The sequence below is a fragment of the Hydrogenophilus islandicus genome, from assembly GCF_054657095.1.
In genome coordinates this window covers 1-17,332 of the sequence record NZ_BAAHXE010000005.1, presented here as the reverse complement: position 1 = coordinate 17,332, position 17,332 = coordinate 1, and the positions used below count along the sequence as shown (strand labels likewise).

General features: G+C 58.7%; 32 protein-coding genes. All 32 read right to left on the bottom strand.

All coding sequences use genetic code 11. The annotated features are described in order from the left end of the window. Nucleotide 1 precedes the first annotated feature (1 nt). The 32 genes from ACYQ6T_RS02900 to rpsJ all read right to left on the bottom strand — a co-directional run bounded on the left by ACYQ6T_RS02900 (nt 2) and on the right by rpsJ (nt 17,221). Complete coding sequence (locus ACYQ6T_RS02900) at nt 2-976, bottom strand: polyprenyl synthetase family protein (RefSeq protein ID WP_459827353.1); 975 nt, start codon at nt 974-976, stop codon at nt 2-4. A 9-nt stretch (nt 977-985) separates the two neighbouring features. Beyond that, nucleotides 986-2,419 (bottom strand): FAD-binding oxidoreductase, encoded by a 1,434-nt coding sequence (locus ACYQ6T_RS02895; RefSeq protein WP_459827350.1) that lies wholly within the window; start codon nt 2,417-2,419, stop codon nt 986-988. Next, nucleotides 2,409-3,326 carry a patatin-like phospholipase RssA gene (rssA, locus tag ACYQ6T_RS02890; protein WP_459827348.1) on the bottom strand — a complete coding sequence of 306 codons (918 nt, stop codon included), beginning with the start codon at nt 3,324-3,326 and terminating at the stop codon, nt 2,409-2,411. Before rssA ends, ACYQ6T_RS02895 begins: the two co-directional genes overlap by 11 nt. A gap of 79 nt (nt 3,327-3,405) precedes the next feature. Next, the gene (gene rplQ / locus ACYQ6T_RS02885) at nt 3,406-3,795 is read right to left on the bottom strand and encodes a 50S ribosomal protein L17 (protein ID WP_459827345.1); all 390 of its coding nucleotides are present in this window, start codon (nt 3,793-3,795) and stop codon (nt 3,406-3,408) included. Nucleotides 3,796-3,797: 2 nt separating this feature from the next. Then, nucleotides 3,798-4,787: a DNA-directed RNA polymerase subunit alpha gene (locus ACYQ6T_RS02880; protein ID WP_459827342.1), complete on the bottom strand. Its 990-nt coding sequence runs from the start codon at nt 4,785-4,787 to the stop codon at nt 3,798-3,800. 18 nt (nt 4,788-4,805) lie between these two features. Beyond that, a complete protein-coding gene (gene rpsD / locus ACYQ6T_RS02875; RefSeq protein WP_459827339.1) occupies nt 4,806-5,435 on the bottom strand; it encodes a 30S ribosomal protein S4 in 630 nt (209 codons plus the stop codon). Between the two features lie 15 nt (nt 5,436-5,450). Next, on the bottom strand, nt 5,451-5,840 hold the full coding sequence (rpsK, locus tag ACYQ6T_RS02870) for a 30S ribosomal protein S11 (protein WP_459827336.1): 390 nt from the start codon (nt 5,838-5,840) through the stop codon (nt 5,451-5,453). Between the two features lie 18 nt (nt 5,841-5,858). Further along, the gene (rpsM, locus tag ACYQ6T_RS02865; RefSeq protein ID WP_459827333.1) at nt 5,859-6,224 is read right to left on the bottom strand and encodes a 30S ribosomal protein S13; all 366 of its coding nucleotides are present in this window, start codon (nt 6,222-6,224) and stop codon (nt 5,859-5,861) included. Nucleotides 6,225-6,277: 53 nt separating this feature from the next. Beyond that, on the bottom strand, nt 6,278-6,391 hold the full coding sequence (gene rpmJ / locus ACYQ6T_RS02860) for a 50S ribosomal protein L36 (protein WP_119334498.1): 114 nt from the start codon (nt 6,389-6,391) through the stop codon (nt 6,278-6,280). 15 nt (nt 6,392-6,406) lie between these two features. After that, entirely contained in the window at nt 6,407-6,625 is a 219-nt protein-coding gene (infA, locus tag ACYQ6T_RS02855) for a translation initiation factor IF-1 (RefSeq protein WP_119334497.1), read from the bottom strand. A 6-nt stretch (nt 6,626-6,631) separates the two neighbouring features. Then, the gene (gene secY, locus ACYQ6T_RS02850; protein ID WP_459827546.1) at nt 6,632-7,945 is read right to left on the bottom strand and encodes a preprotein translocase subunit SecY; all 1,314 of its coding nucleotides are present in this window, start codon (nt 7,943-7,945) and stop codon (nt 6,632-6,634) included. Between the two features lie 15 nt (nt 7,946-7,960). Beyond that, entirely contained in the window at nt 7,961-8,398 is a 438-nt protein-coding gene (rplO, locus tag ACYQ6T_RS02845; RefSeq protein WP_459827328.1) for a 50S ribosomal protein L15, read from the bottom strand. Nucleotides 8,399-8,401: 3 nt separating this feature from the next. Further along, a complete protein-coding gene (gene rpmD / locus ACYQ6T_RS02840; protein ID WP_459827325.1) occupies nt 8,402-8,584 on the bottom strand; it encodes a 50S ribosomal protein L30 in 183 nt (60 codons plus the stop codon). A 4-nt stretch (nt 8,585-8,588) separates the two neighbouring features. After that, on the bottom strand, nt 8,589-9,107 hold the full coding sequence (gene rpsE, locus ACYQ6T_RS02835; protein WP_459827322.1) for a 30S ribosomal protein S5: 519 nt from the start codon (nt 9,105-9,107) through the stop codon (nt 8,589-8,591). A gap of 12 nt (nt 9,108-9,119) precedes the next feature. Continuing rightward, complete coding sequence (rplR, locus tag ACYQ6T_RS02830; protein WP_459827319.1) at nt 9,120-9,473, bottom strand: 50S ribosomal protein L18; 354 nt, start codon at nt 9,471-9,473, stop codon at nt 9,120-9,122. 12 nt (nt 9,474-9,485) lie between these two features. After that, nucleotides 9,486-10,019 (bottom strand): 50S ribosomal protein L6, encoded by a 534-nt coding sequence (gene rplF, locus ACYQ6T_RS02825; RefSeq protein ID WP_459827316.1) that lies wholly within the window; start codon nt 10,017-10,019, stop codon nt 9,486-9,488. Nucleotides 10,020-10,033: 14 nt separating this feature from the next. Next, nucleotides 10,034-10,429, bottom strand: coding sequence for a 30S ribosomal protein S8 (gene rpsH, locus ACYQ6T_RS02820; protein WP_459827313.1), 396 nt, complete (start codon nt 10,427-10,429; stop codon nt 10,034-10,036). Nucleotides 10,430-10,439: 10 nt separating this feature from the next. Further along, entirely contained in the window at nt 10,440-10,745 is a 306-nt protein-coding gene (gene rpsN, locus ACYQ6T_RS02815) for a 30S ribosomal protein S14 (RefSeq protein ID WP_459827310.1), read from the bottom strand. Nucleotides 10,746-10,755: 10 nt separating this feature from the next. Further along, nucleotides 10,756-11,295: a 50S ribosomal protein L5 gene (rplE, locus tag ACYQ6T_RS02810; protein ID WP_459827309.1), complete on the bottom strand. Its 540-nt coding sequence runs from the start codon at nt 11,293-11,295 to the stop codon at nt 10,756-10,758. Nucleotides 11,296-11,305: 10 nt separating this feature from the next. Continuing rightward, nucleotides 11,306-11,623 carry a 50S ribosomal protein L24 gene (rplX, locus tag ACYQ6T_RS02805; RefSeq protein ID WP_459827306.1) on the bottom strand — a complete coding sequence of 106 codons (318 nt, stop codon included), beginning with the start codon at nt 11,621-11,623 and terminating at the stop codon, nt 11,306-11,308. A gap of 8 nt (nt 11,624-11,631) precedes the next feature. After that, nucleotides 11,632-12,000, bottom strand: a complete 369-nt coding sequence (gene rplN, locus ACYQ6T_RS02800; protein ID WP_217125729.1) for a 50S ribosomal protein L14 — start codon at nt 11,998-12,000, stop codon at nt 11,632-11,634. 127 nt (nt 12,001-12,127) lie between these two features. Beyond that, a complete protein-coding gene (rpsQ, locus tag ACYQ6T_RS02795) occupies nt 12,128-12,403 on the bottom strand; it encodes a 30S ribosomal protein S17 (protein WP_459827303.1) in 276 nt (91 codons plus the stop codon). Continuing rightward, on the bottom strand, nt 12,400-12,594 hold the full coding sequence (gene rpmC / locus ACYQ6T_RS02790; RefSeq protein ID WP_459827300.1) for a 50S ribosomal protein L29: 195 nt from the start codon (nt 12,592-12,594) through the stop codon (nt 12,400-12,402). The genes rpsQ and rpmC overlap by 4 nt, the downstream gene beginning before the upstream one ends. A 2-nt stretch (nt 12,595-12,596) precedes the next feature. Then, the gene (rplP, locus tag ACYQ6T_RS02785) at nt 12,597-13,013 is read right to left on the bottom strand and encodes a 50S ribosomal protein L16 (RefSeq protein ID WP_459827298.1); all 417 of its coding nucleotides are present in this window, start codon (nt 13,011-13,013) and stop codon (nt 12,597-12,599) included. After that, nucleotides 12,991-13,758 carry a 30S ribosomal protein S3 gene (rpsC, locus tag ACYQ6T_RS02780; protein WP_459827295.1) on the bottom strand — a complete coding sequence of 256 codons (768 nt, stop codon included), beginning with the start codon at nt 13,756-13,758 and terminating at the stop codon, nt 12,991-12,993. The genes rplP and rpsC overlap by 23 nt, the downstream gene beginning before the upstream one ends. A gap of 12 nt (nt 13,759-13,770) precedes the next feature. Beyond that, complete coding sequence (rplV, locus tag ACYQ6T_RS02775) at nt 13,771-14,103, bottom strand: 50S ribosomal protein L22 (RefSeq protein ID WP_459827543.1); 333 nt, start codon at nt 14,101-14,103, stop codon at nt 13,771-13,773. A 12-nt stretch (nt 14,104-14,115) separates the two neighbouring features. Beyond that, nucleotides 14,116-14,391: a 30S ribosomal protein S19 gene (gene rpsS / locus ACYQ6T_RS02770; RefSeq protein ID WP_459827292.1), complete on the bottom strand. Its 276-nt coding sequence runs from the start codon at nt 14,389-14,391 to the stop codon at nt 14,116-14,118. Between the two features lie 10 nt (nt 14,392-14,401). Next, a complete protein-coding gene (gene rplB / locus ACYQ6T_RS02765; RefSeq protein WP_459827290.1) occupies nt 14,402-15,229 on the bottom strand; it encodes a 50S ribosomal protein L2 in 828 nt (275 codons plus the stop codon). A 2-nt stretch (nt 15,230-15,231) separates the two neighbouring features. Continuing rightward, the gene (gene rplW / locus ACYQ6T_RS02760; protein ID WP_459827288.1) at nt 15,232-15,540 is read right to left on the bottom strand and encodes a 50S ribosomal protein L23; all 309 of its coding nucleotides are present in this window, start codon (nt 15,538-15,540) and stop codon (nt 15,232-15,234) included. After that, nucleotides 15,537-16,163, bottom strand: a complete 627-nt coding sequence (gene rplD, locus ACYQ6T_RS02755) for a 50S ribosomal protein L4 (RefSeq protein ID WP_459827286.1) — start codon at nt 16,161-16,163, stop codon at nt 15,537-15,539. Before rplD ends, rplW begins: the two co-directional genes overlap by 4 nt. Before the next feature lie 11 nt (nt 16,164-16,174). Next, entirely contained in the window at nt 16,175-16,819 is a 645-nt protein-coding gene (gene rplC, locus ACYQ6T_RS02750; protein WP_459827283.1) for a 50S ribosomal protein L3, read from the bottom strand. A gap of 90 nt (nt 16,820-16,909) precedes the next feature. After that, nucleotides 16,910-17,221 carry a 30S ribosomal protein S10 gene (gene rpsJ, locus ACYQ6T_RS02745; protein ID WP_459827280.1) on the bottom strand — a complete coding sequence of 104 codons (312 nt, stop codon included), beginning with the start codon at nt 17,219-17,221 and terminating at the stop codon, nt 16,910-16,912. Nucleotides 17,222-17,332: the final 111 nt, after the last annotated feature.

Genomic DNA, 17,332 nt, shown 5'->3' with positions numbered 1-17,332 from the left:
CTTAGTAGCTTCGCTCAACTGCGAAGTCCGCTAATTGTAGCAAACTTTCCCGACAAGGGGAAGAGGGGAGAAGCTGCAACGCCGCCTTCGCAGCATCGGCATGACGCCGGGCAGCGGCGTAACTCGCCTCGATCGCACCACAATCGCGCACCGCAGCAACCACCGCGTCGAGCTGGTCTCGCCCCCCTTGGGCGATCACCTCGCGAATGAGCGATCGCTGCGCTGGACTTCCCCGCTCGAGCACGTAGAGGAGCGGGTAGGTCGGCTTCCCCTCAGCGAGATCGTCCCCCAAATGCTTGCCGAGCTCTTTTTCGTCCGCGGTGTAATCGAGCACGTCGTCGGCAATCTGAAACGCAATCCCCAATTCGCGACCGTAGGTGGCCAGTGCCGCCTCGACCTCAGGCGCGGCCTCGGCGACCACCCCCCCCAACTGCGCCGCCGCTTCGAAAAGCTTTGCCGTCTTGTAATCGATCACGCGAAAGTAGTCGTCCCAGCTCACCTCGGGGTTACCGCAATGCATCAGCTGCAGCACCTCCCCTTCAGCGATCGCGTTGGTGGTTTTCGCCAAAATCTCCATTACCCGCATCCGCCCGACCGAGACCATCATCTCGAATGAGCGCGAGTAGAGAAAGTCACCGACCAACACGGCAGCGGCGTTGCCAAAAACGGCATTGGCCGTCCGCCGTCCTCGGCGCAAATCGGACTCGTCGACGACGTCGTCGTGGAGCAGCGTCGCCGAGTGGATAAACTCGATCACCGTAGCCAACGTCACCCGATCCCTCCCCTCATAGCCACACGCCCCGGCTGCCAGAAGATGGACTGCTGGCCGGAGCCGCTTGCCGCCCGCGGCGATCAGATAATCGGCAATCGTTCGCACCAGAGCAACATCCGAATGGAGTTGCCGCCGAATCTCTTCGTCGAGCGCCGCGAATGCCGACTGGATCGGCGTGAGGAATGGCAACGGTTGGTGGGTCATCGCTGCTCCTTAGAGATCGGGAATCACCTTCCCCGGGTTGAAGAGCCCTTCGGGGTCGAGCGCCGCTTTGATCCGCCGCATCAACGCGAGCTCCGCGGCAGGCTTGTACCGCACCATCTCAGCGACCTTCAACCGGCCAATCCCATGTTCGGCCGAGAAAGAGCCGCCGCGCCGCATCACCGCGTCGTGGACCCAACGGGTCACCGCTGCCGCCATCGCATCGCGACGCTCCAGCGGAAGATCGCCGGGCAAAAAGCAATTGTAATGGAGATTGCCGTCGCCGAAGTGGCCAAAACAGGCGATCCGCAACCCTGGGAAGCGGTGCGGCAACTCCGCCTCGCCCTCCTGGATGAAAGGGACGACTTCCGCCAGCGGCAACGCAATGTCGTGTTTGACACTGAACCCTTCGCGCCGCTGCGCTTCGGACGCCTCTTCGCGCACCCGCCAGAAGAGGCGCCGCTCCTTTTCGTTTTGCGCTACCACCACGTCGCTCACCCAACCCCGGTCAAAGAGCGTCAGCCAAAACCGTTCCGCCCACTCGTTCCACCCCGGCCAGTTGCTGGTGTCGCTCAACTCAACCAGCACCCCCCACGGCGGCACCGCGTCACCCCATGGCAAGCGCACTTCAGAGATATGGCGCGCCACCAACTCGAAGAGGGGGCGCCCCATCAGCTCAAACGCCGAGACTTTGTCGCCGAAGGTCTCGAGTAACGCGCCAAAGAGGTCGACCACCCGCGCGAGTTCAGGTAATGCCAGCCAAACGGTCTGGACCCACTGCGGGCGGGGAAAGAGGCGGACGGTCGCGGCAGTGATCACCCCCAGCGTCCCCTCCGCCCCAATCAAGAGATCGCCCCAGTCGTAGCCGGTGTTATCCTTGCGTAGCCCCGAGAGGCGCGAAACGATCGACCCGTCGGCAAGCACCGCCTCGACCCCCAACACCTGCGCCCGCATCGTCCCGTAGCGGACGACATGGACACCGCCCGCGTTGGTCGAAAGCACCCCGCCCAGTGTTGCGCTCCCTTCCGAGGCGAGTGACAACGCAAAGAGGCGCCCGACTGCTTCCGCGGCCTCTTGCAACTGAGCAACGGTCACCCCCGCCTCAGCAGTCAAAGAACCGCCGAGAGGATCGACGGCGCGAATCCGGGCCATACGTTGGAGGTTGAGCAGGAGATGGGGACGATCCCCACCCAGAGGGGTCGCCCCGCCACAAAGACCAGTATTCCCCCCCTGCGGCGTGATCGCGACCCCATGACGGCGACACCAATCAACCACCGCCGCAACCTCTTCGCGCTCGCGCGGAAAGGCTACTGCGATCGCTTCACCACGGAAACGACCCCGCCAATCGGTGAGCAGATGGGAAAACTCCGCTGTCGAACCGACCACAAGCGTCGGCAGGGCTTGACGGAGCGCTGCAACAAGCGCCCCTTCGCGATCACAAGCCATCGAGCACCGCCTCGATCTGTGCGCGCATTCGGCGCGTCGCGGCAATCCCCTCCTCGATCGCCTCCCGGCCGCGGTGGAAATCGAGAATCGAGAAATCAACCAGACGCGGCTGAATCAGGACATCCGGCGGGTCGCCTGCTAAACGGGCCCGCGCGATGCGACTCTGCATGATGTTGATCGAGGTGGCAAGCACCGCCCCCAAAGGGGGGATCTCATCCGCCTCCTTGCGCGACTCCACCCACTCCAAGAGGGACGAGGCGCCAATCCAACTGAGGAGCCGCTCCTTCATCTGATCCGTCAACCCACCCTTCCCCTCATCAGCAGGGGGAATCTTGCTGCGTCCGTCTCGGCGGAGGTGCCGGGTCGCGCGGCCGGCCCCCAATTCGACAGCGATCACCACATCGGCTCCGAGTGCACGACACAACGAGACCGGCACGGGATTGACCAGCCCCCCATCGACCAGCCAGTGGCCTGCCAAGCGCTGCGGCTGAAACATCCCCGGAAGCGCCATCGACGCGCGAAGCGCAGGCGGAAGGGGGCCGTCGCGCAACCAAACCTCACGGCCGGTGCTCAGTTCTGTCGCCACACACGCAAAGGGGAGCGCAAGCGCGGTAAAGGAGTCGGCAAAAAAATGCTCGGCACAATACTCGACCACCCGGTCGCCTTGCAATGCGCCTCCGCGCAACGAGACATCCATCAAGGCGACGACATCGGTCCAGCCGAGCGAGGTCACCCACTCCGCCATCGCCTCATCTTTGCCGGAGGCAAGCGCTGCGCCCACCAACGCACCAATCGAAGTGCCACAGACAATATCCACAGGGACGCCCAAAGCGCGCAACTCACGGATGACGCCAAAATGGGACCAACCGCGAGCAGAGCCCGAGCCCAGAGCCAAACCGACCTTCACACTATCCTCTCAAAACGCAAAAAGCCGGCCCTCACGGTACCGGCTTGGGATGCTGAGGGTGTGCCGCACGACCTGTGGACTACCCCGCAACCTCTTCACGGGGAGCCGCTGCGGTTCGGTCGACCAATTCGATGATCGCCATCGGCGCATTGTCACCATCGCGAAAACCGAACTTGAGCACCCGGGTATAACCACCGGGACGGTTGAGCGAACGTTGCCCCAGATCATCGAAGAGTTTGACGACCGCATCACGATCACGCAGGCGGGCAAAAGCCAAGCGGCGATTCGCCACCGTCGGCTTTTTCGCGAGGGTGATCAGCGGCTCGACGTAACGGCGAAGCTCTTTCGCCTTCGGAAGCGTCGTCACAATCTGCTCTTCCCGAATCAGGGCGCTCGCGAGATTGCGCAGCAACGCTTGGCGATGACTCGATGTACGGTTGAGTTTCCGGTACCCTTTTTTGTGACGCATGATCAAACTTCCTTCTCTTTGTCGGCATCGGCACGCACCAAGCCTGCCGGCGGCCAGTTGTCCAACTTCATCCCGAGTGACAGGCCATGCGCTGCGAGAACCGATTTGATCTCGTTGAGCGACTTACGACCCAGGTTAGGTGTCTTCAACAACTCCTGCTCCGTCTTCTGGATCAGATCGCCGACGAAATAGATGTTTTCCGCCTTGAGGCAATTGGCCGAGCGAACAGTAAGCTCAAGCTCGTCGATCGGACGGAGCAGAATCGGATCCATCGCCTCTTCACGCTCAGAGGTGGCAGGCGCTTCATGCCCTTCGAGCGTGGTGAAGACCTGGAATTGATCGATCAACAGCTTAGCGGCCTGCCGAACCAACTCGACACCGTCGACCGCGCCATTCGTTTCGATCTCCAGCACCAGGCGATCCAGGTCGGTCCGCTGCTCGACGCGCGCGCTCTCCACCGTATAGGCAACGCGACGAACGGGGGAAAAGGAGGCGTCCATCGCGATCCCGCCGATCACCTTCGCTTCCCGGCTGCTCGCGGGGACATAGCCGCGCCCGGCCTCGACGACCACTTCCATCTCAAGCCGTCCCCCCTCTTCGAGGTGCGCGATCACGTGATCTTCATTGATCACCTCGACCCCGTGAGGCAGGGCAAAGTCACCCGCCTTGACCACGGCAGGGCCCACCACCTCCAGACGGACAACCGCCTCATCCCGATCATGGAGGCAAAAGACCACCCCTTTGAGGTTGAGCAACAGGTCGACCACATCTTCGCGTACGCCATCGAGCGCACTGTATTCGTGTAAAACGCCCGTAATGCGCGCCTCAGTAGGGGCAAACCCGCGAAGCGACGAGAGCAACACACGGCGCAGCGCATTTCCCAGCGTATGGCCAAAGCCGCGCTCGAACGGTTCCAGCGTAATGCGCGTGGTGACCGGCGAGAGCATCTCGACCTGAATCGAACGCGGCGTCAAATAGGTATCAAACGGCATTGCGCTGTCCTCAGTAGGTTAACGCGAGTAGAGCTCGACCACCACCTGCTCGTTGAGCGTCGGCGAGAGCTCAGCGCGCATCGGATAGGCTTTGAAGATCCCTTTGCCCTCATCGACGTTGACCTCAACCCACTCCGGGAAACCCCGTTCTTGGGCACTTTTGAGCGCAGCCTTGACGCGGAGCTGATTGCGAGCCGATTCCGTCAGCTCGACGACATCACCGGGGCGAACCAAATAGGAGGGGATATTGACCCGCTGACCGTTCACCAACACGCCGTTGTGACGGACCAGTTGGCGGGCTTCCGCACGCGAGGCGCCAAAACCCATCCGGTATGCGACATTATCCAGGCGCCCTTCAAGCAGTTGCAACAGGTTTTCACCCGTCTGGCCTTTGCGCCGTTCCGCCTCAGCGTAGATGCGGCGGAACTGATTTTCGAGAACGCCATAAATCCGGCGGATCTTCTGTTTCGCGCGCAACTGCAAGCCATAGCCGGAAAGACGGCGACCGGAGTTCTGGCCATGTTGACCGGGCGCGTAGGAGCGGCGCTCAAACGCACATTTATCGGTGAAGCACTTCTCCCCTTTCAGGAAGAGCTTTTCACCTTCACGCCGACACTGGCGGCATTTGGGATCACGATTACGTGCCACTGATCATTCTCCTCATCAAACCCGACGTTTCTTGGGTGGACGGCAACCGTTGTGGGGGATCGGGGTGACGTCGGCAATCGCCGTGATCTTGATTCCCAACGCAGCCAACGCACGGATGGTCGACTCACGACCGGGGCCGGGTCCTTGAACACGGACTTCCAGATTCTTGATCCCACACTCCATAGCGGCCTTGCCCGCCGCATCCGCAGCAACCTGAGCGGCAAACGGGGTGCTCTTACGGGAACCCTTGAAACCGGAGGAGCCGGCCGTAGCCCATGCGAGCGCATTCCCCTGCCGATCGGTAATGGTAACAATCGTGTTGTTGAAGGTCGCTTGGATGTGCGCGATCCCGTCGGAGACATTCTTCTTGACGCGGCGACGCGTCTTGACGCTGCTCTTCGCCATTCTTTCAAATCCTCAAAATTACTTTTTCTTACCCGCAATGGTCTTGCGCGGCCCTTTGCGTGTTCTGGCATTGGTGCGCGTGCGTTGCCCACGAACTGGCAAGCCGCGACGATGACGCATACCGCGATAGCAGCCGAGATCCATCAACCGTTTGATGTTCATGGTGATCTCGCGGCGAAGGTCACCCTCCACCTTGTACTTCGCCACCTCTTCACGCAAACGGTCGATTTCAGCGTCGGTCAGATCCTTGATCTTGGCTTGACGTGAAACACCAGCGGCATCGCAAATTTTGCGAGCACGCGAACGGCCGATCCCAAAGATATGGGTTAGCGCAATTTCAGCGTGTTTATGATTGGGTACGTTTACCCCAGCAATTCGGGCCATATCCACTCACCCCAATAAAAAGTTTGTGATTCTAGCGGAATCTCGCACCGTGATCAACCTTGGCGCTGTTTATGGCGCGCCTCTTTACAGATCACCCGCACCACGCCATGGCGACGAATGATCCGGCAGTGACGACAGATCCGCTTGACAGAAGGTTGCACTCGCATGATTGCTCTCCAATTTTATTTGCTGCGAAAGACGATTCGCCCGCGCGTGAGATCGTAGGGCGTCAGTTGCACCGTCACCTTGTCCCCGGGAAGAATGCGAATGTAGTTCATGCGCATCTTCCCCGAGATATAACCCAAAATTTCGTGCCCATTCTCGAGCCGCACGCGGAAGGTCGTGTTCGGAAGGTTCTCGATCACTTCCCCCTGCATCTCGATCACATCTTCTTTGGCCATCTTGACTCAACCTCTCGTTCGACCAGAGCGCAGATTTGCTTTCTTGAGCAGACTCTCGTATTGGTGCGACAGGATATGCGACTGGACTTGATTCATCAGATCCATCGTCACGACAACGATGATCAGGAGCGACGTCCCCCCGAAATAGAACGGTACATTCCACTCGAGGATCAAGAACTCGGGAATCAAGCAGACCAGAGTCACATACAACGCACCGGCAAGGGTCAACCGGGTCAGCACCCGATCAAGATAGCGCGCTGTCTGCTCTCCGGGGCGGATACCAGGAACAAAGGCACCGCTCTTCTTGAGGTTCTCGGCTGTCTCTTTGGCGTTAAAAACGAGCGCCGTGTAGAAGAAGGCAAAGAAGACGATTGCGACTGCATAGAGCAAGATGTAGACGGGCTGACCCGGCGAAAGGGCAGCCGCCAAGTTGCGCAACCACTCAAGCGACTCGGAAGAGCCAAACCACTGCGCCGCTGTAGCCGGAAAGAGAATGATCGACGACGCGAAGATGGGTGGGATCACCCCCGCCATATTGAGCTTCAAGGGCAGATGCGAACTTTGCCCGCCGTAGAGCCGGTTGCCGACCTGCCGCTTCGCGTAGGTGATCGGAATCTTGCGCAACGCCTTTTCGACAAAGACGACAAAGGCGGTAACGGCAAAGACCAGAAGGAGGATCAAGAGCGCCGCGAGCGGATGAAGGGAACCCGTCGACACCAACTCAAAGGTTCCGGCAAGCGCACGGGGCAAGCCGGCAACGATCCCTGAAAAGATAATCAGAGAGATCCCGTTCCCAATACCCCGTTCGGTAATCTGCTCACCCAGCCACATCAGGAACATGGTGCCGGTCACCAGTGTCACCACAGTGGTCAGGCGGAAGGTGAAGCCGGGATCGAGCACCAACCCAGGCTGATTCTCGAGCGCAACCGCAATGCCCAGGGCCTGGACGAAGGCAAGAAGCACAGTGCCGTAGCGCGTGTACTGCGCGATCTTGCGCCGCCCTGCCTCACCCTCTTTCCGCAACTGCTCAAGCGGCGGAAAGGCATAGGTCATCAACTGCATCACGATCGACGCCGAGATGTAGGGCATGACCCCCAGCGCGAAGATCGTAAACCGCGAGAGCGCGCCACCGGAAAAGAGATTGAGCACCCCGAGGATTCCGCCTTGCTGCGTCTCAAAGAGTTTAGCGAGCTGGACAGGGTCAATGCCGGGAACCGGGATATGCGCACCGATACGGTAGACGATCAACGCGCCGACTAAAAACCAAAGTCGGCGCTTCAGATCGGCAAATTTACCGACGGCAAAGGCAGGGGCGGTCATTGTCGCCACAGGTGATCACTCCGCCTCAACCGAACCGCCAGCAGCTTCGATCGCGGCGCGAGCCCCTTTCGTCGCTTTGATCCCGCGCAACACGACGCGACGGGTGATCTCACCCGCTTGGATCACTTTCGCGCCGATTGCGTTGTTGGGGAGCAAGCCAGCCTGCTTGAGAACGACCAAGTCGATCTCATCAAGGGGCAAACGCTCAAGATCGCTCAACCGCAGCTCGAACACCAAGCCTTGGTTCTGCGAGGTAAAACCGCGCTTCGGCAACCGGCGTTGCAGCGGCATCTGACCCCCTTCAAAACCGACCTTGTGGAAGCCACCCGCACGCGATTTCTGCCCCTTGTGCCCGCGACCGCAGGTTTTACCCAAACCGGAGCCAATCCCACGACCGACACGCCGCCGCTCCTTTTTCGCTCCTGCGGCGGGTTGGAGTTGATTGAGTCGCATCGCTTATCCCTCTACTTTCAACAGATAGCCTACCTTGCGGATCATCCCCCGCACCTGCGGCGTGTCCGGCAGATCAACGGTATGGTTCAGTCGCCGCAATCCCAGACCACGAACGGTAGCGCGATGATCGCGGCGCGTTCCGATCAATGACCGCACCAAAGTTACCCGAATCGTTCCTTCGCTCATCGTCTCACTCCAGGATCTCTTCGACCGACTTACCGCGCTTGGCAGCAATCTCGGATGCCGTTTGCATGCGCGTCAACCCCTTCATTGCGGCACGAAGGACGTTGTGGGGATTGCGCGAACCGAGCGATTTACAGATCACGTCCTTGACCCCCATCGCTTCAAAGAGCAGACGCATCGCACCGCCCGCAATGATCCCGGTACCGGCAGGAGCAGGTTTCATGATGACAGAACTCGCACCGTGCTTGCCGATAATCTCGTGATGGAGCGTCCCGTTGCGCAACGGGATTTCGACCAGGTTGCGACGGGCGTACTGCATCGCCTTCTGCACGGCGACCGGGACTTCACGCGCCTTCCCTTTGCCAATGGCCACCCGCCCATCACCGTCACCCACAACGGTGAGTGCCGCAAAACTGAGGATACGACCGCCCTTCACCGTTTTGCTGACGCGGTTGACGGCCACCAACTTCTCGATCAGCTCTTCCTGCGCGGCAACTTCACGCGCCTTATTTCCCTTTTTACTCATCGCATCACCCCGTCAGAATTTCAGGCCCGCTTCACGCGCAGCTTCAGCAAGCGCCTTGACCCGGCCGTGGTAGAGGTAACCCGAACGGTCGAATGCCACCTCTTCGATTCCGAGCGCTTTTGCTTTTTCAGCAATTGCCTTGCCGACCAATGCGGCCGCTGCAGTGTTGCCACCGTTTTTGACCAGATCACGCAGCTCTTTCGAAAGCGTTGAAGCGGCTGCAAGAACCTTGGCCCCGTCCGGAGTCGTGATCTGGGCATAAATATGCGCGTTGGAGCGGTAGACCACCAGGCGGATCTTCTTCAGCTGCGCAATTTTGGCCCGGGTTTTGCGGGCGCGGCGCAAACGAGCAATTCTTTTGTTCATAGCTAAGCCACCTTATTTCTTCTTCGTCTCTTTCAGGACCACCTGTTCGCCCATATAGCGAACACCCTTCCCTTTGTAGGGCTCTGGCGGACGGTAAGCGCGGATCTTCGCCGCCTCCTGCCCGACCAAATGTTTGTCGATCCCTTTGAGAACGATCTCCGTTTGCGATGGCGTTTCCGCCTTCACCCCAGCAGGAAGCGCATGGACCACAGGATGGGAAAAACCGAGCGAAAGCTGGATCTGGTTCCCTTGCGCCTGGGCACGATACCCCACCCCAACCAGTTGCAAGCGGCGCTCAAACCCTTGAGAAACCCCTTTGACCATATTGGCAAGAAGAGCCCGCACAGTCCCAGCATGCATCGACGCCTCTTCAACACCCTCTTTGGGATGGACACGAGCAACGCCGTTTGCCACCTCGACGCGCACAGCCGGGTGGAGTTTCATCTTCAGCTCGCCCAGCGGCCCTTTGGCGCGGACCGTATCCTCGGTGACCGCAACCTCGACCCCTTTAGGGAGTACCACTGGCAATTTAGCAATACGCGACATGACCGACTCTCCCTTTAAGCGACGATGCAAAGCACTTCACCGCCAACACGTGCTTTGCGTGCCGCACGGTCACTCATCACGCCTTTAGGGGTGGACACAACTGCAATCCCCAGGCCATTCAAGACTTTCGGCAACTCGTCCGCGCCGCGATAGATGCGAAGACCGGGACGGGAGACCCGCTCAATCTTGTCAATCACAGGTCTACCCGCGTAGTATTTCAATGCCAATTTCAAAGTAGCTTTCGGGCCGTCGCGGAGAACTTCATACCCTGCAAGGTAGCCTTCTTCGTGCAAAACCTTCGCGAGCGCCTCTTTCAATTTGGAGTGCGGAACCTCGACATGGGTTTTTTGCACCATTTGGGCATTGCGGATACGCGTCAGCATATCGGCAATGGGATCAGTCATACTCATCGCACGCTCCTTACCAGCTCGCCTTGGTCATGCCGGGAATCTGGCCCGTGAAAGCCAGTTCACGCAACTGATTGCGGCACAAACCGAACTTGCGGAATGTGCCCCGCGGACGACCGGTCAGAGCGCACCGGTTGCGAAGCCGCACTGGGCTCGCATTACGTGGGAGCTGCTGCAGCTTCAAGCGAGCCGCCATCCGCTCTTCGAAGGGGCGTGACTCGTCTTGGATAATCGCCATCAGCTCAGCGCGCTTCTGGGCATACTTCGCGACCAGAAGTTCGCGCTTCTTTTCACGGTTGATCATCGATTTCTTTGCCATAATCCTACCCTTACGTCCGGAACGGGAAGCGGAACGCTTCAAGGAGCGCCCGACCCTCTTCATCGGTTTTCGCCGTGGTGGTGATCGTAATGTTGAGACCCCTCACCGCATCGACTTTGTCATACTCAATTTCGGGGAAGATGATCTGCTCGCGCACCCCGAGGTTGAAGTTGCCTCGGCCATCAAACCCCTTCCCCCCCACGCCGCGAAAGTCACGAACACGGGGCAGAGCGACCGAGATGAGGCGATCGAGGAATTCGTAAGCACGCACACCACGGAGCGTCACTTTACAGCCGATGGGATACCCCTCACGAATCTTGAAACCAGCAACCGATTTGCGCGCGCGCGTAATGACCGGCTTTTGACCCGAGATTTTTGCGAGATCGCTCATCGCATGCTCAAGGACTTTTTTGTCAGCCACCGCCTCGCCAACCCCCATATTGAGGGCAATCTTGACGATCCGCGGCACCTCCATCACTGAGCGATACCCAAATCGCGCCATCAGTGCAGGCACCACCTCTTCTTGGTATTGCTTTAGCAACCGAGCCATCGTCGCGTCCTCACGCCTCTACCAGTTCGCCAGTGCTTTTGAAAAAGCGCACTTTGCGACCATCTTCTAGGATCTTGATGCCCACCCGATCCCCTTTTTGGGTTTTCGGATTAAAGAGCATCACATTGGAAATGTGGATCGGCATCTCCTTGGTCACAATGCCGCCCGGCTCACCCTTCAGCGGGTTAGGACGGACATGTTTTTTCACCACGTTGATGCCTGCAACGATCACACGATCAGGACCCACACGCATCTGGACGACGCCGCGGCGCCCTTTATCTTTTCCAGCGATGACGATCACCTCGTCACCCTTTCGAATCTTCTGCATGACGCACCTCAGATCACTTCTGGAGCCAGCGAGACGATCTTCATAAACCGTTCTGTGCGCAACTCACGCGTAACGGGACCAAAGATACGCGTTCCGATGGGCTCAAGTTTGTTGTTCAACAGCACTGCCGCGTTTTCGTCAAACTTGACCAGAGAACCGTCAGGACGGCGAACGCCTTTAGCCGTACGAACGACGACGGCATTGTAGACGTCCCCTTTCTTGACACGACCGCGCGGCGCGGCATCTTTAATCGAAACCTTGATGATATCGCCGACATTTGCGTAGCGCCGCTTGGAGCCACCCAATACCTTGATGCACATCACTTTGCGCGCACCACTGTTGTCAGCGACCTCGAGAAGGGTCTGCATTTGAATCATGTTAGACTCCAACTTATACCGCTAAGCGGACAGTATTGGACTGGGAACAAGTCGCCCCGCTCGTTGGGCGGGGCGACGAACCAAAAGTCCGATTATACTGTCGTTCTAGGAGAAAAGCAAGTACTGATTAGACCAAGCCCGCTTTTTCGACAATTCTCGTGACCACCCAGTTTTTCGTCTTGGAGAGCGGCCGCGATTCGACGATCTCAACGATGTCGTTGAGGGCGACGTTGGGGTCTTCGCAGTGGGCATGGAACTTACGCGACTTGGTGACGTACTTGCCGTAGATCGGGTGTGCGATCCGACGCTCAACCAGAACCGTCACCGTCTTCTGCCGCGCAGTGGAGACCACCTTGCCCTGCATCCGGCGGCGATTTTTTTGCTGATCCTGAAGATCGCTCATCTCCGCACCCCTTTCTCCGCCAACACCGTTTTGACCCGAGCAATATCGCGCTTCACCGCGCCGATCTGCGCGGTGTTGCTCAACTGCTGGGTCGCCAGCTGCATCCGCAGTGAAAACTGCGCTTTGCGCAGTGACAGGAGCTCATCCTGCAACTCGGCCACCGATTTTTCTCTCAACTCTTTCGCTTTCATCATCAACTCCCCAGACGCCGGGTGACGACAATCGTCCGGAAGGGCAGTTTTGCCGCAGCAAGGCGGAACGCCTCGCGGGCAAGCTCTTCAGAGACACCGCCCATCTCATAGAGGACTTTGCCGGGCTGGATCTCGGCAACCCAATATTCGGGGTTCCCTTTACCGCTCCCCATCCGCACCTCAGCAGGCTTCTGGGTAATGGGCTTGTCAGGAAAAACGCGGATCCAGATGCGACCACCCCGCTTGATATGGCGCGTCATCGCGCGACGTGCGGCCTCGATTTGACGGGCCGTCAACCGGCCACGGCCGATCGCCTTAAGGCCGAAATCGCCGAAAGCGACCTCGGTGCCACGGGTCGCAATCCCTTTGTTGCGCCCCTTCTGAACTTTACGGTATTTAGTTCGTTTCGGCTGTAGCATGGTTCACTCCTGATTTTGCCGCAGCTCTGCTGCCACGGCCGCGGCGGCTGTTCTCGCGAAGGCTCCGGCGGACCTTACGGGGCTCTTCAGGGGAAGCGGCAAGGGGCGACTGGTTGCGATTCAACACATCCCCTTTGTAGATCCACACCTTGACACCGATCACCCCGTAGGTGGTCACCGCTTCGGCAAAACCGTAGTCGATTTCAGCACGCAGGGTATGCAGCGGGACCCTTCCCTCGCGATACCATTCCGAACGAGCGATCTCGGCGCCATTGAGGCGGCCCGAGGTCATCACCTTGATCCCTTTAGCGCCCAGGCGCATCGCGCTTTGCATCGCCCGCTTCATCGCGCGACGGAACTGAATGCGCTTCTCCAACTGAGTAGCGATCGATTCGGCGACCAGTTGGGCGTCGAGTTCCGGCTTGCGAACCTCTTCAATGGCAACCTGCGCAGGCACCCCCAAGCGCGCAGAGACCTCTTCGCGCAACTTTTCGATATCCTCGCCTTTTTTGCCGATCACCACGCCAGGGCGGGCAGTATGAATCGTGATTTTGGCCGCTTTTGCCGGACGTTCGATCACGATGCGGCTCACAGCCGCATGTTTCAAGCGATCCTTGAGATAGCGGCGCAGATCGATATCGGCATGAAGCGTCGGGGCAAAGGTCTTACTTGGCGCGTACCACCGCGAGAGCCAGTCACGAGTCACCGCGAGGCGAAAGCCGGTTGGATGAATTTTCTGTCCCATCGATGCGACTCCTTACTCGCCCACCGTCACGTAAATATGCGACGTCGGTTTCAAAATCCGGGCGCCACGACCTTTTGCTCGCGCGGTAAAACGCTTCAGCACAAAACCCTTTTCCACATGGATGCTGACCACTTTGAGGGCGTCGATATCGGCACCGTCATTGTGCTCCGCATTGGCAATCGCAGAAAGCAGAGCTTTTTTGACGATTTTTGCCCCTTTCTGCGGCATAAACTCAAGGATGTTGAGCGCCTGCGCAACAGGCTTACCGCGCACCAGATCGGCAACCAGGCGACCTTTTTGCGGAGAGAGACGTACCCCGCGAATCACTGCTCGTGTGGTTTTCATCGTCATCACTCCTTACCGTTTCGCCTTCTTACCGGCAGCATGGCCTTTAAAGGTGCGGGTGAAGGAGAACTCACCCAACTTATGTCCGACCATCGCTTCGGTGACAAAGACCGGAACATGTTGCCGACCGTTGTGGACGGCAAAAGTAAGCCCGATGAATTCAGGAAGAATCGTCGAGCGCCGCGACCAGGTTTTAATGGGCCGCTTGTCGTTCTTTGCCCGCGCCGCCTCGACCTTTTTCATCAGGTGCGCATCGACAAATGGCCCTTTTTTTACTGAACGTGCCATCGCTTACCCCTTACCGTTTGTGACGGCTTTGAATGATCATGCCGTCCGTGCGCTTGTTCTTACGCGTACGATAACCCTTGGTCTGCCAACCCCACGGACTGACAGGGGGGCCACCCGTGCCGGTACGACCCTCACCCCCGCCGTGCGGGTGATCGATCGGGTTCATCGCCACACCGCGAACAGTCGGACGAATTCCGCGCCAACGCGAAGCGCCCGCCTTACCGAGTTTCTCGAGGTTGTGCTCGCTATTGGAGACTTCCCCGATCGTTGCCCGGCACTCCATCGGAACACGGCGAACTTCACCAGAACGGAGACGAATCTGGGCGTAGCCGCCTTCGCGACCGACCAACATCGCTGAAGCACCCGCTGCTCGGGCCAGTTGCGCCCCTTTGCCTGGTTGCAATTCGATATTGTGGATCGTTGTCCCCACGGGGATGGAACGCAACGGCAAGGAGTTGCCGATGCGGATCGGGGCTTGCGGGCCACTCTCCACCGTCATCCCCACCTCAAGGCCCTTGGGCGCCAGAATGTAGCGGCGCTCGCCATCAGCGTAGCAGACTAGGGCAATATGAGCTGTACGGTTGGGATCGTATTCGATCCGCTCCACTTTGGCGGGAATGCCGTCCTTGTTGCGCCGGAAATCGACGATCCGGTAGTGGTGCTTATGACCACCCCCTTTGTGACGGGTCGTGATCCGCCCAGCGTTATTTCTTCCCGCTTTGCGCGTCTGCGCTTCAAGCAGCGGCGCGTAGGGCTCCCCTTTGTAGAGATGGGAATGAACCACTTTGACGACGTGGCGCCGCCCCGGTGATGTGGGTTTCAGTTTGACGATCGGCATGATTACGCACTCCCACCCATGACCAGATCAAGCTCTTGACCTGGCTCGAGCGTGATATACGCTTTGCGCGTATCGGCTCGACGCCCAGAAAAACGGCCAAAGCGCTTGTTCTTGCCTTTGACATTGATCACACGAACATGGGCCACGCGAACATTGAAGAGCCCTTCCACCGCCGCTTTGATTTCCGGTTTTTGCGCGTCTGGGGCGACTTTAAAAACAACCGTATTGCGCTTTTCCCCGAGCATCGTCGACTTTTCGGAAATCACCGGCGCAAGCAGCACCTGGTAATGCCGTTCTTTGAGCGCGCTCATTGCCACATCTCCTGGAATTTTTCGACCGCACTCTTGGTCACCATCACCAGATCGAAATGGACCAAGGCCACCGGGTCGACTTCGTGCGCCTCAAGCGCCAAGACATTTTTCAAATTACGGCTACCGAGCAGCAAATTCTCGCTGAGACGATCCGTCACCACAAGGACGTTGCGATCATCCACACCCATCGCCTTGAGCTTACCGACGACCATTTTCGTCTTGGGCGCTTCGACATCGAACCCATCCACCACAACCAGGCGATCTTGCCGAGCAAGTTCCGAGAGAATCGACGCCATCGCGGCGCGATACATCTTGCGGTTCACTTTGTGGGAGAAGTTTTCGTCGGGAGAGCTCGGGAAAATCTTCCCGCCTCCGCGCCACAAGGGGCTCGAGGTCATCCCGGCACGCGCACGTCCCGTCCCCTTTTGCCGCCAGGGCTTACGGGTGGAGTGCTTGACCTGAGAACGATCTTTTTGCGCGCGTGTACCGCGGCGCGCATTCGCCATGTAGGCCACCACCACTTGGTGCACGAGTGGCTCGTTGAATTCGCGGCCAAAAAGCTGTTCCGATACCGTGAGGGTACCGGTTGCCTGACCATTACTATCGAGTAGTTTCAGTTCCATTGTCGCCTCGCTTAGCCTTTGGCTTTCACCGCGGGACGCACAACCACCTCGCGCCCCTTCGCGCCGGGGACCGCCCCTTTGACCCAAATCAGCTGACGCTCAGCATCGACCCGCACCACTTCAAGATTCTGGATCGTCACCGTCTCATCACCGAGGTGGCCTGCCATGCGCTTACCCGGGAAGACGCGACCAGGGTCTTGCGCCATCCCAATGGAACCAGGTGCGTTGGTGGTGATCGAGTTACCATGAGAAGCGCGGTTGGAACTGAAGTTATGCCGCTTGATCGCACCAGCAAACCCTTTACCGATCGAGCGACCCGTCACATCGACCCTTTGCCCAACCTGAAAGAGAGCGACCGAGAGGGTATCTCCCGGTTTAAACTGTTGCAAATCGGCAGGATCAACGCGGAACTCGCGCAAAACCTGGGCGGGAGTGACACCCGCTTTGGCAAAGTGACCAGCAAGGGGCTTGGTCACACGGATAGGACGCCGCTCACCAAAGCCGACCTGAATGGCTGAATAGCCGTCGGATTCGGGAGACTTGATCTGAACGACGCGGTTGCCGGCAGCCGACAATACCGTCACGGGAATGCTTTGCCCGTCGTCGGTAAAGATGCGGGTCATGCCGACCTTGCGTGCAACAAGGCCAAGACTCATTATTCTCTCCTATTCCGGTTGCGATTGACCGGAGGTTGTCAATAACTAAAGCCGCACGAGCGAAACGCGGCATTCTAACACAAAAAACAATCAGAGCAATCGGATATCCACATCAACGCCTGCTGGCAAGTCGAGTTTGGAGAGAGCATCGACCGTCTTGTCGGTAGGATCGACGATATCCAGCAGCCGATGGTGCGTTCGGATTTCGAACTGATCCATCGATTTTTTGTTGACATGGGGGGAGCGCAAAACGTTGAACCGCTCGATTTTTGTGGGCAGTGGCACAGGACCACGGACCACCGCTCCGGTGCGTTTGACGGCATCGACGATCTGGGATGCCGAGAGGTCGATCAGCCGGTAGTCAAACGCCTTGAGGCGAATCCGGATTTTTTGCGTTTTCATCACTCGATCCTTAAAGAACGAAAGAAATGCCCTCGCATCAGCGAGGGCACGATTCTAACACAATGCCGTTACTCGATGATCTTGCTGACGACGCCGGCACCGACGGTGCGC

Excerpts from the sequence above, each read along its gene's own strand:
- ACYQ6T_RS02900 (WP_459827353.1), bottom strand. The coding sequence starts at position 976 with ATGACCCACCAACCGTTGCCATTCCTCACGCCGATCCAGTCGGCATTC.
- ACYQ6T_RS02895 (WP_459827350.1), bottom strand. The coding sequence starts at position 2,419 with ATGGCTTGTGATCGCGAAGGGGCGCTTGTTGCAGCGCTCCGTCAAGCC.
- rplQ (WP_459827345.1), bottom strand. The coding sequence starts at position 3,795 with ATGCGTCACAAAAAAGGGTACCGGAAACTCAACCGTACATCGAGTCAT.
- ACYQ6T_RS02880 (WP_459827342.1), bottom strand. The coding sequence starts at position 4,787 with ATGCCGTTTGATACCTATTTGACGCCGCGTTCGATTCAGGTCGAGATG.
- rpsK (WP_459827336.1), bottom strand. The coding sequence starts at position 5,840 with ATGGCGAAGAGCAGCGTCAAGACGCGTCGCCGCGTCAAGAAGAATGTC.
- rpsM (WP_459827333.1), bottom strand. The coding sequence starts at position 6,224 with ATGGCCCGAATTGCTGGGGTAAACGTACCCAATCATAAACACGCTGAA.
- rpmJ (WP_119334498.1), bottom strand. The coding sequence starts at position 6,391 with ATGCGAGTGCAACCTTCTGTCAAGCGGATCTGTCGTCACTGCCGGATC.
- infA (WP_119334497.1), bottom strand. The coding sequence starts at position 6,625 with ATGGCCAAAGAAGATGTGATCGAGATGCAGGGGGAAGTGATCGAGAAC.
- secY (WP_459827546.1), bottom strand. The coding sequence starts at position 7,945 with ATGACCGCCCCTGCCTTTGCCGTCGGTAAATTTGCCGATCTGAAGCGC.
- rplO (WP_459827328.1), bottom strand. The coding sequence starts at position 8,398 with ATGCGACTCAATCAACTCCAACCCGCCGCAGGAGCGAAAAAGGAGCGG.
- rpmD (WP_459827325.1), bottom strand. The coding sequence starts at position 8,584 with ATGAGCGAAGGAACGATTCGGGTAACTTTGGTGCGGTCATTGATCGGA.
- rpsE (WP_459827322.1), bottom strand. The coding sequence starts at position 9,107 with ATGAGTAAAAAGGGAAATAAGGCGCGTGAAGTTGCCGCGCAGGAAGAG.
- rplR (WP_459827319.1), bottom strand. The coding sequence starts at position 9,473 with ATGAACAAAAGAATTGCTCGTTTGCGCCGCGCCCGCAAAACCCGGGCC.
- rplF (WP_459827316.1), bottom strand. The coding sequence starts at position 10,019 with ATGTCGCGTATTGCTAAATTGCCAGTGGTACTCCCTAAAGGGGTCGAG.
- rpsH (WP_459827313.1), bottom strand. The coding sequence starts at position 10,429 with ATGAGTATGACTGATCCCATTGCCGATATGCTGACGCGTATCCGCAAT.
- rpsN (WP_459827310.1), bottom strand. The coding sequence starts at position 10,745 with ATGGCAAAGAAATCGATGATCAACCGTGAAAAGAAGCGCGAACTTCTG.
- rplE (WP_459827309.1), bottom strand. The coding sequence starts at position 11,295 with ATGGCTCGGTTGCTAAAGCAATACCAAGAAGAGGTGGTGCCTGCACTG.
- rplX (WP_459827306.1), bottom strand. The coding sequence starts at position 11,623 with ATGCAGAAGATTCGAAAGGGTGACGAGGTGATCGTCATCGCTGGAAAA.
- rplN (WP_217125729.1), bottom strand. The coding sequence starts at position 12,000 with ATGATTCAAATGCAGACCCTTCTCGAGGTCGCTGACAACAGTGGTGCG.
- rpsQ (WP_459827303.1), bottom strand. The coding sequence starts at position 12,403 with ATGAGCGATCTTCAGGATCAGCAAAAAAATCGCCGCCGGATGCAGGGC.
- rpmC (WP_459827300.1), bottom strand. The coding sequence starts at position 12,594 with ATGAAAGCGAAAGAGTTGAGAGAAAAATCGGTGGCCGAGTTGCAGGAT.
- rplP (WP_459827298.1), bottom strand. The coding sequence starts at position 13,013 with ATGCTACAGCCGAAACGAACTAAATACCGTAAAGTTCAGAAGGGGCGC.
- rpsC (WP_459827295.1), bottom strand. The coding sequence starts at position 13,758 with ATGGGACAGAAAATTCATCCAACCGGCTTTCGCCTCGCGGTGACTCGT.
- rplV (WP_459827543.1), bottom strand. The coding sequence starts at position 14,103 with ATGAAAACCACACGAGCAGTGATTCGCGGGGTACGTCTCTCTCCGCAA.
- rpsS (WP_459827292.1), bottom strand. The coding sequence starts at position 14,391 with ATGGCACGTTCAGTAAAAAAAGGGCCATTTGTCGATGCGCACCTGATG.
- rplB (WP_459827290.1), bottom strand. The coding sequence starts at position 15,229 with ATGCCGATCGTCAAACTGAAACCCACATCACCGGGGCGGCGCCACGTC.
- rplW (WP_459827288.1), bottom strand. The coding sequence starts at position 15,540 with ATGAGCGCGCTCAAAGAACGGCATTACCAGGTGCTGCTTGCGCCGGTG.
- rplD (WP_459827286.1), bottom strand. The coding sequence starts at position 16,163 with ATGGAACTGAAACTACTCGATAGTAATGGTCAGGCAACCGGTACCCTC.
- rplC (WP_459827283.1), bottom strand. The coding sequence starts at position 16,819 with ATGAGTCTTGGCCTTGTTGCACGCAAGGTCGGCATGACCCGCATCTTT.
- rpsJ (WP_459827280.1), bottom strand. The coding sequence starts at position 17,221 with ATGAAAACGCAAAAAATCCGGATTCGCCTCAAGGCGTTTGACTACCGG.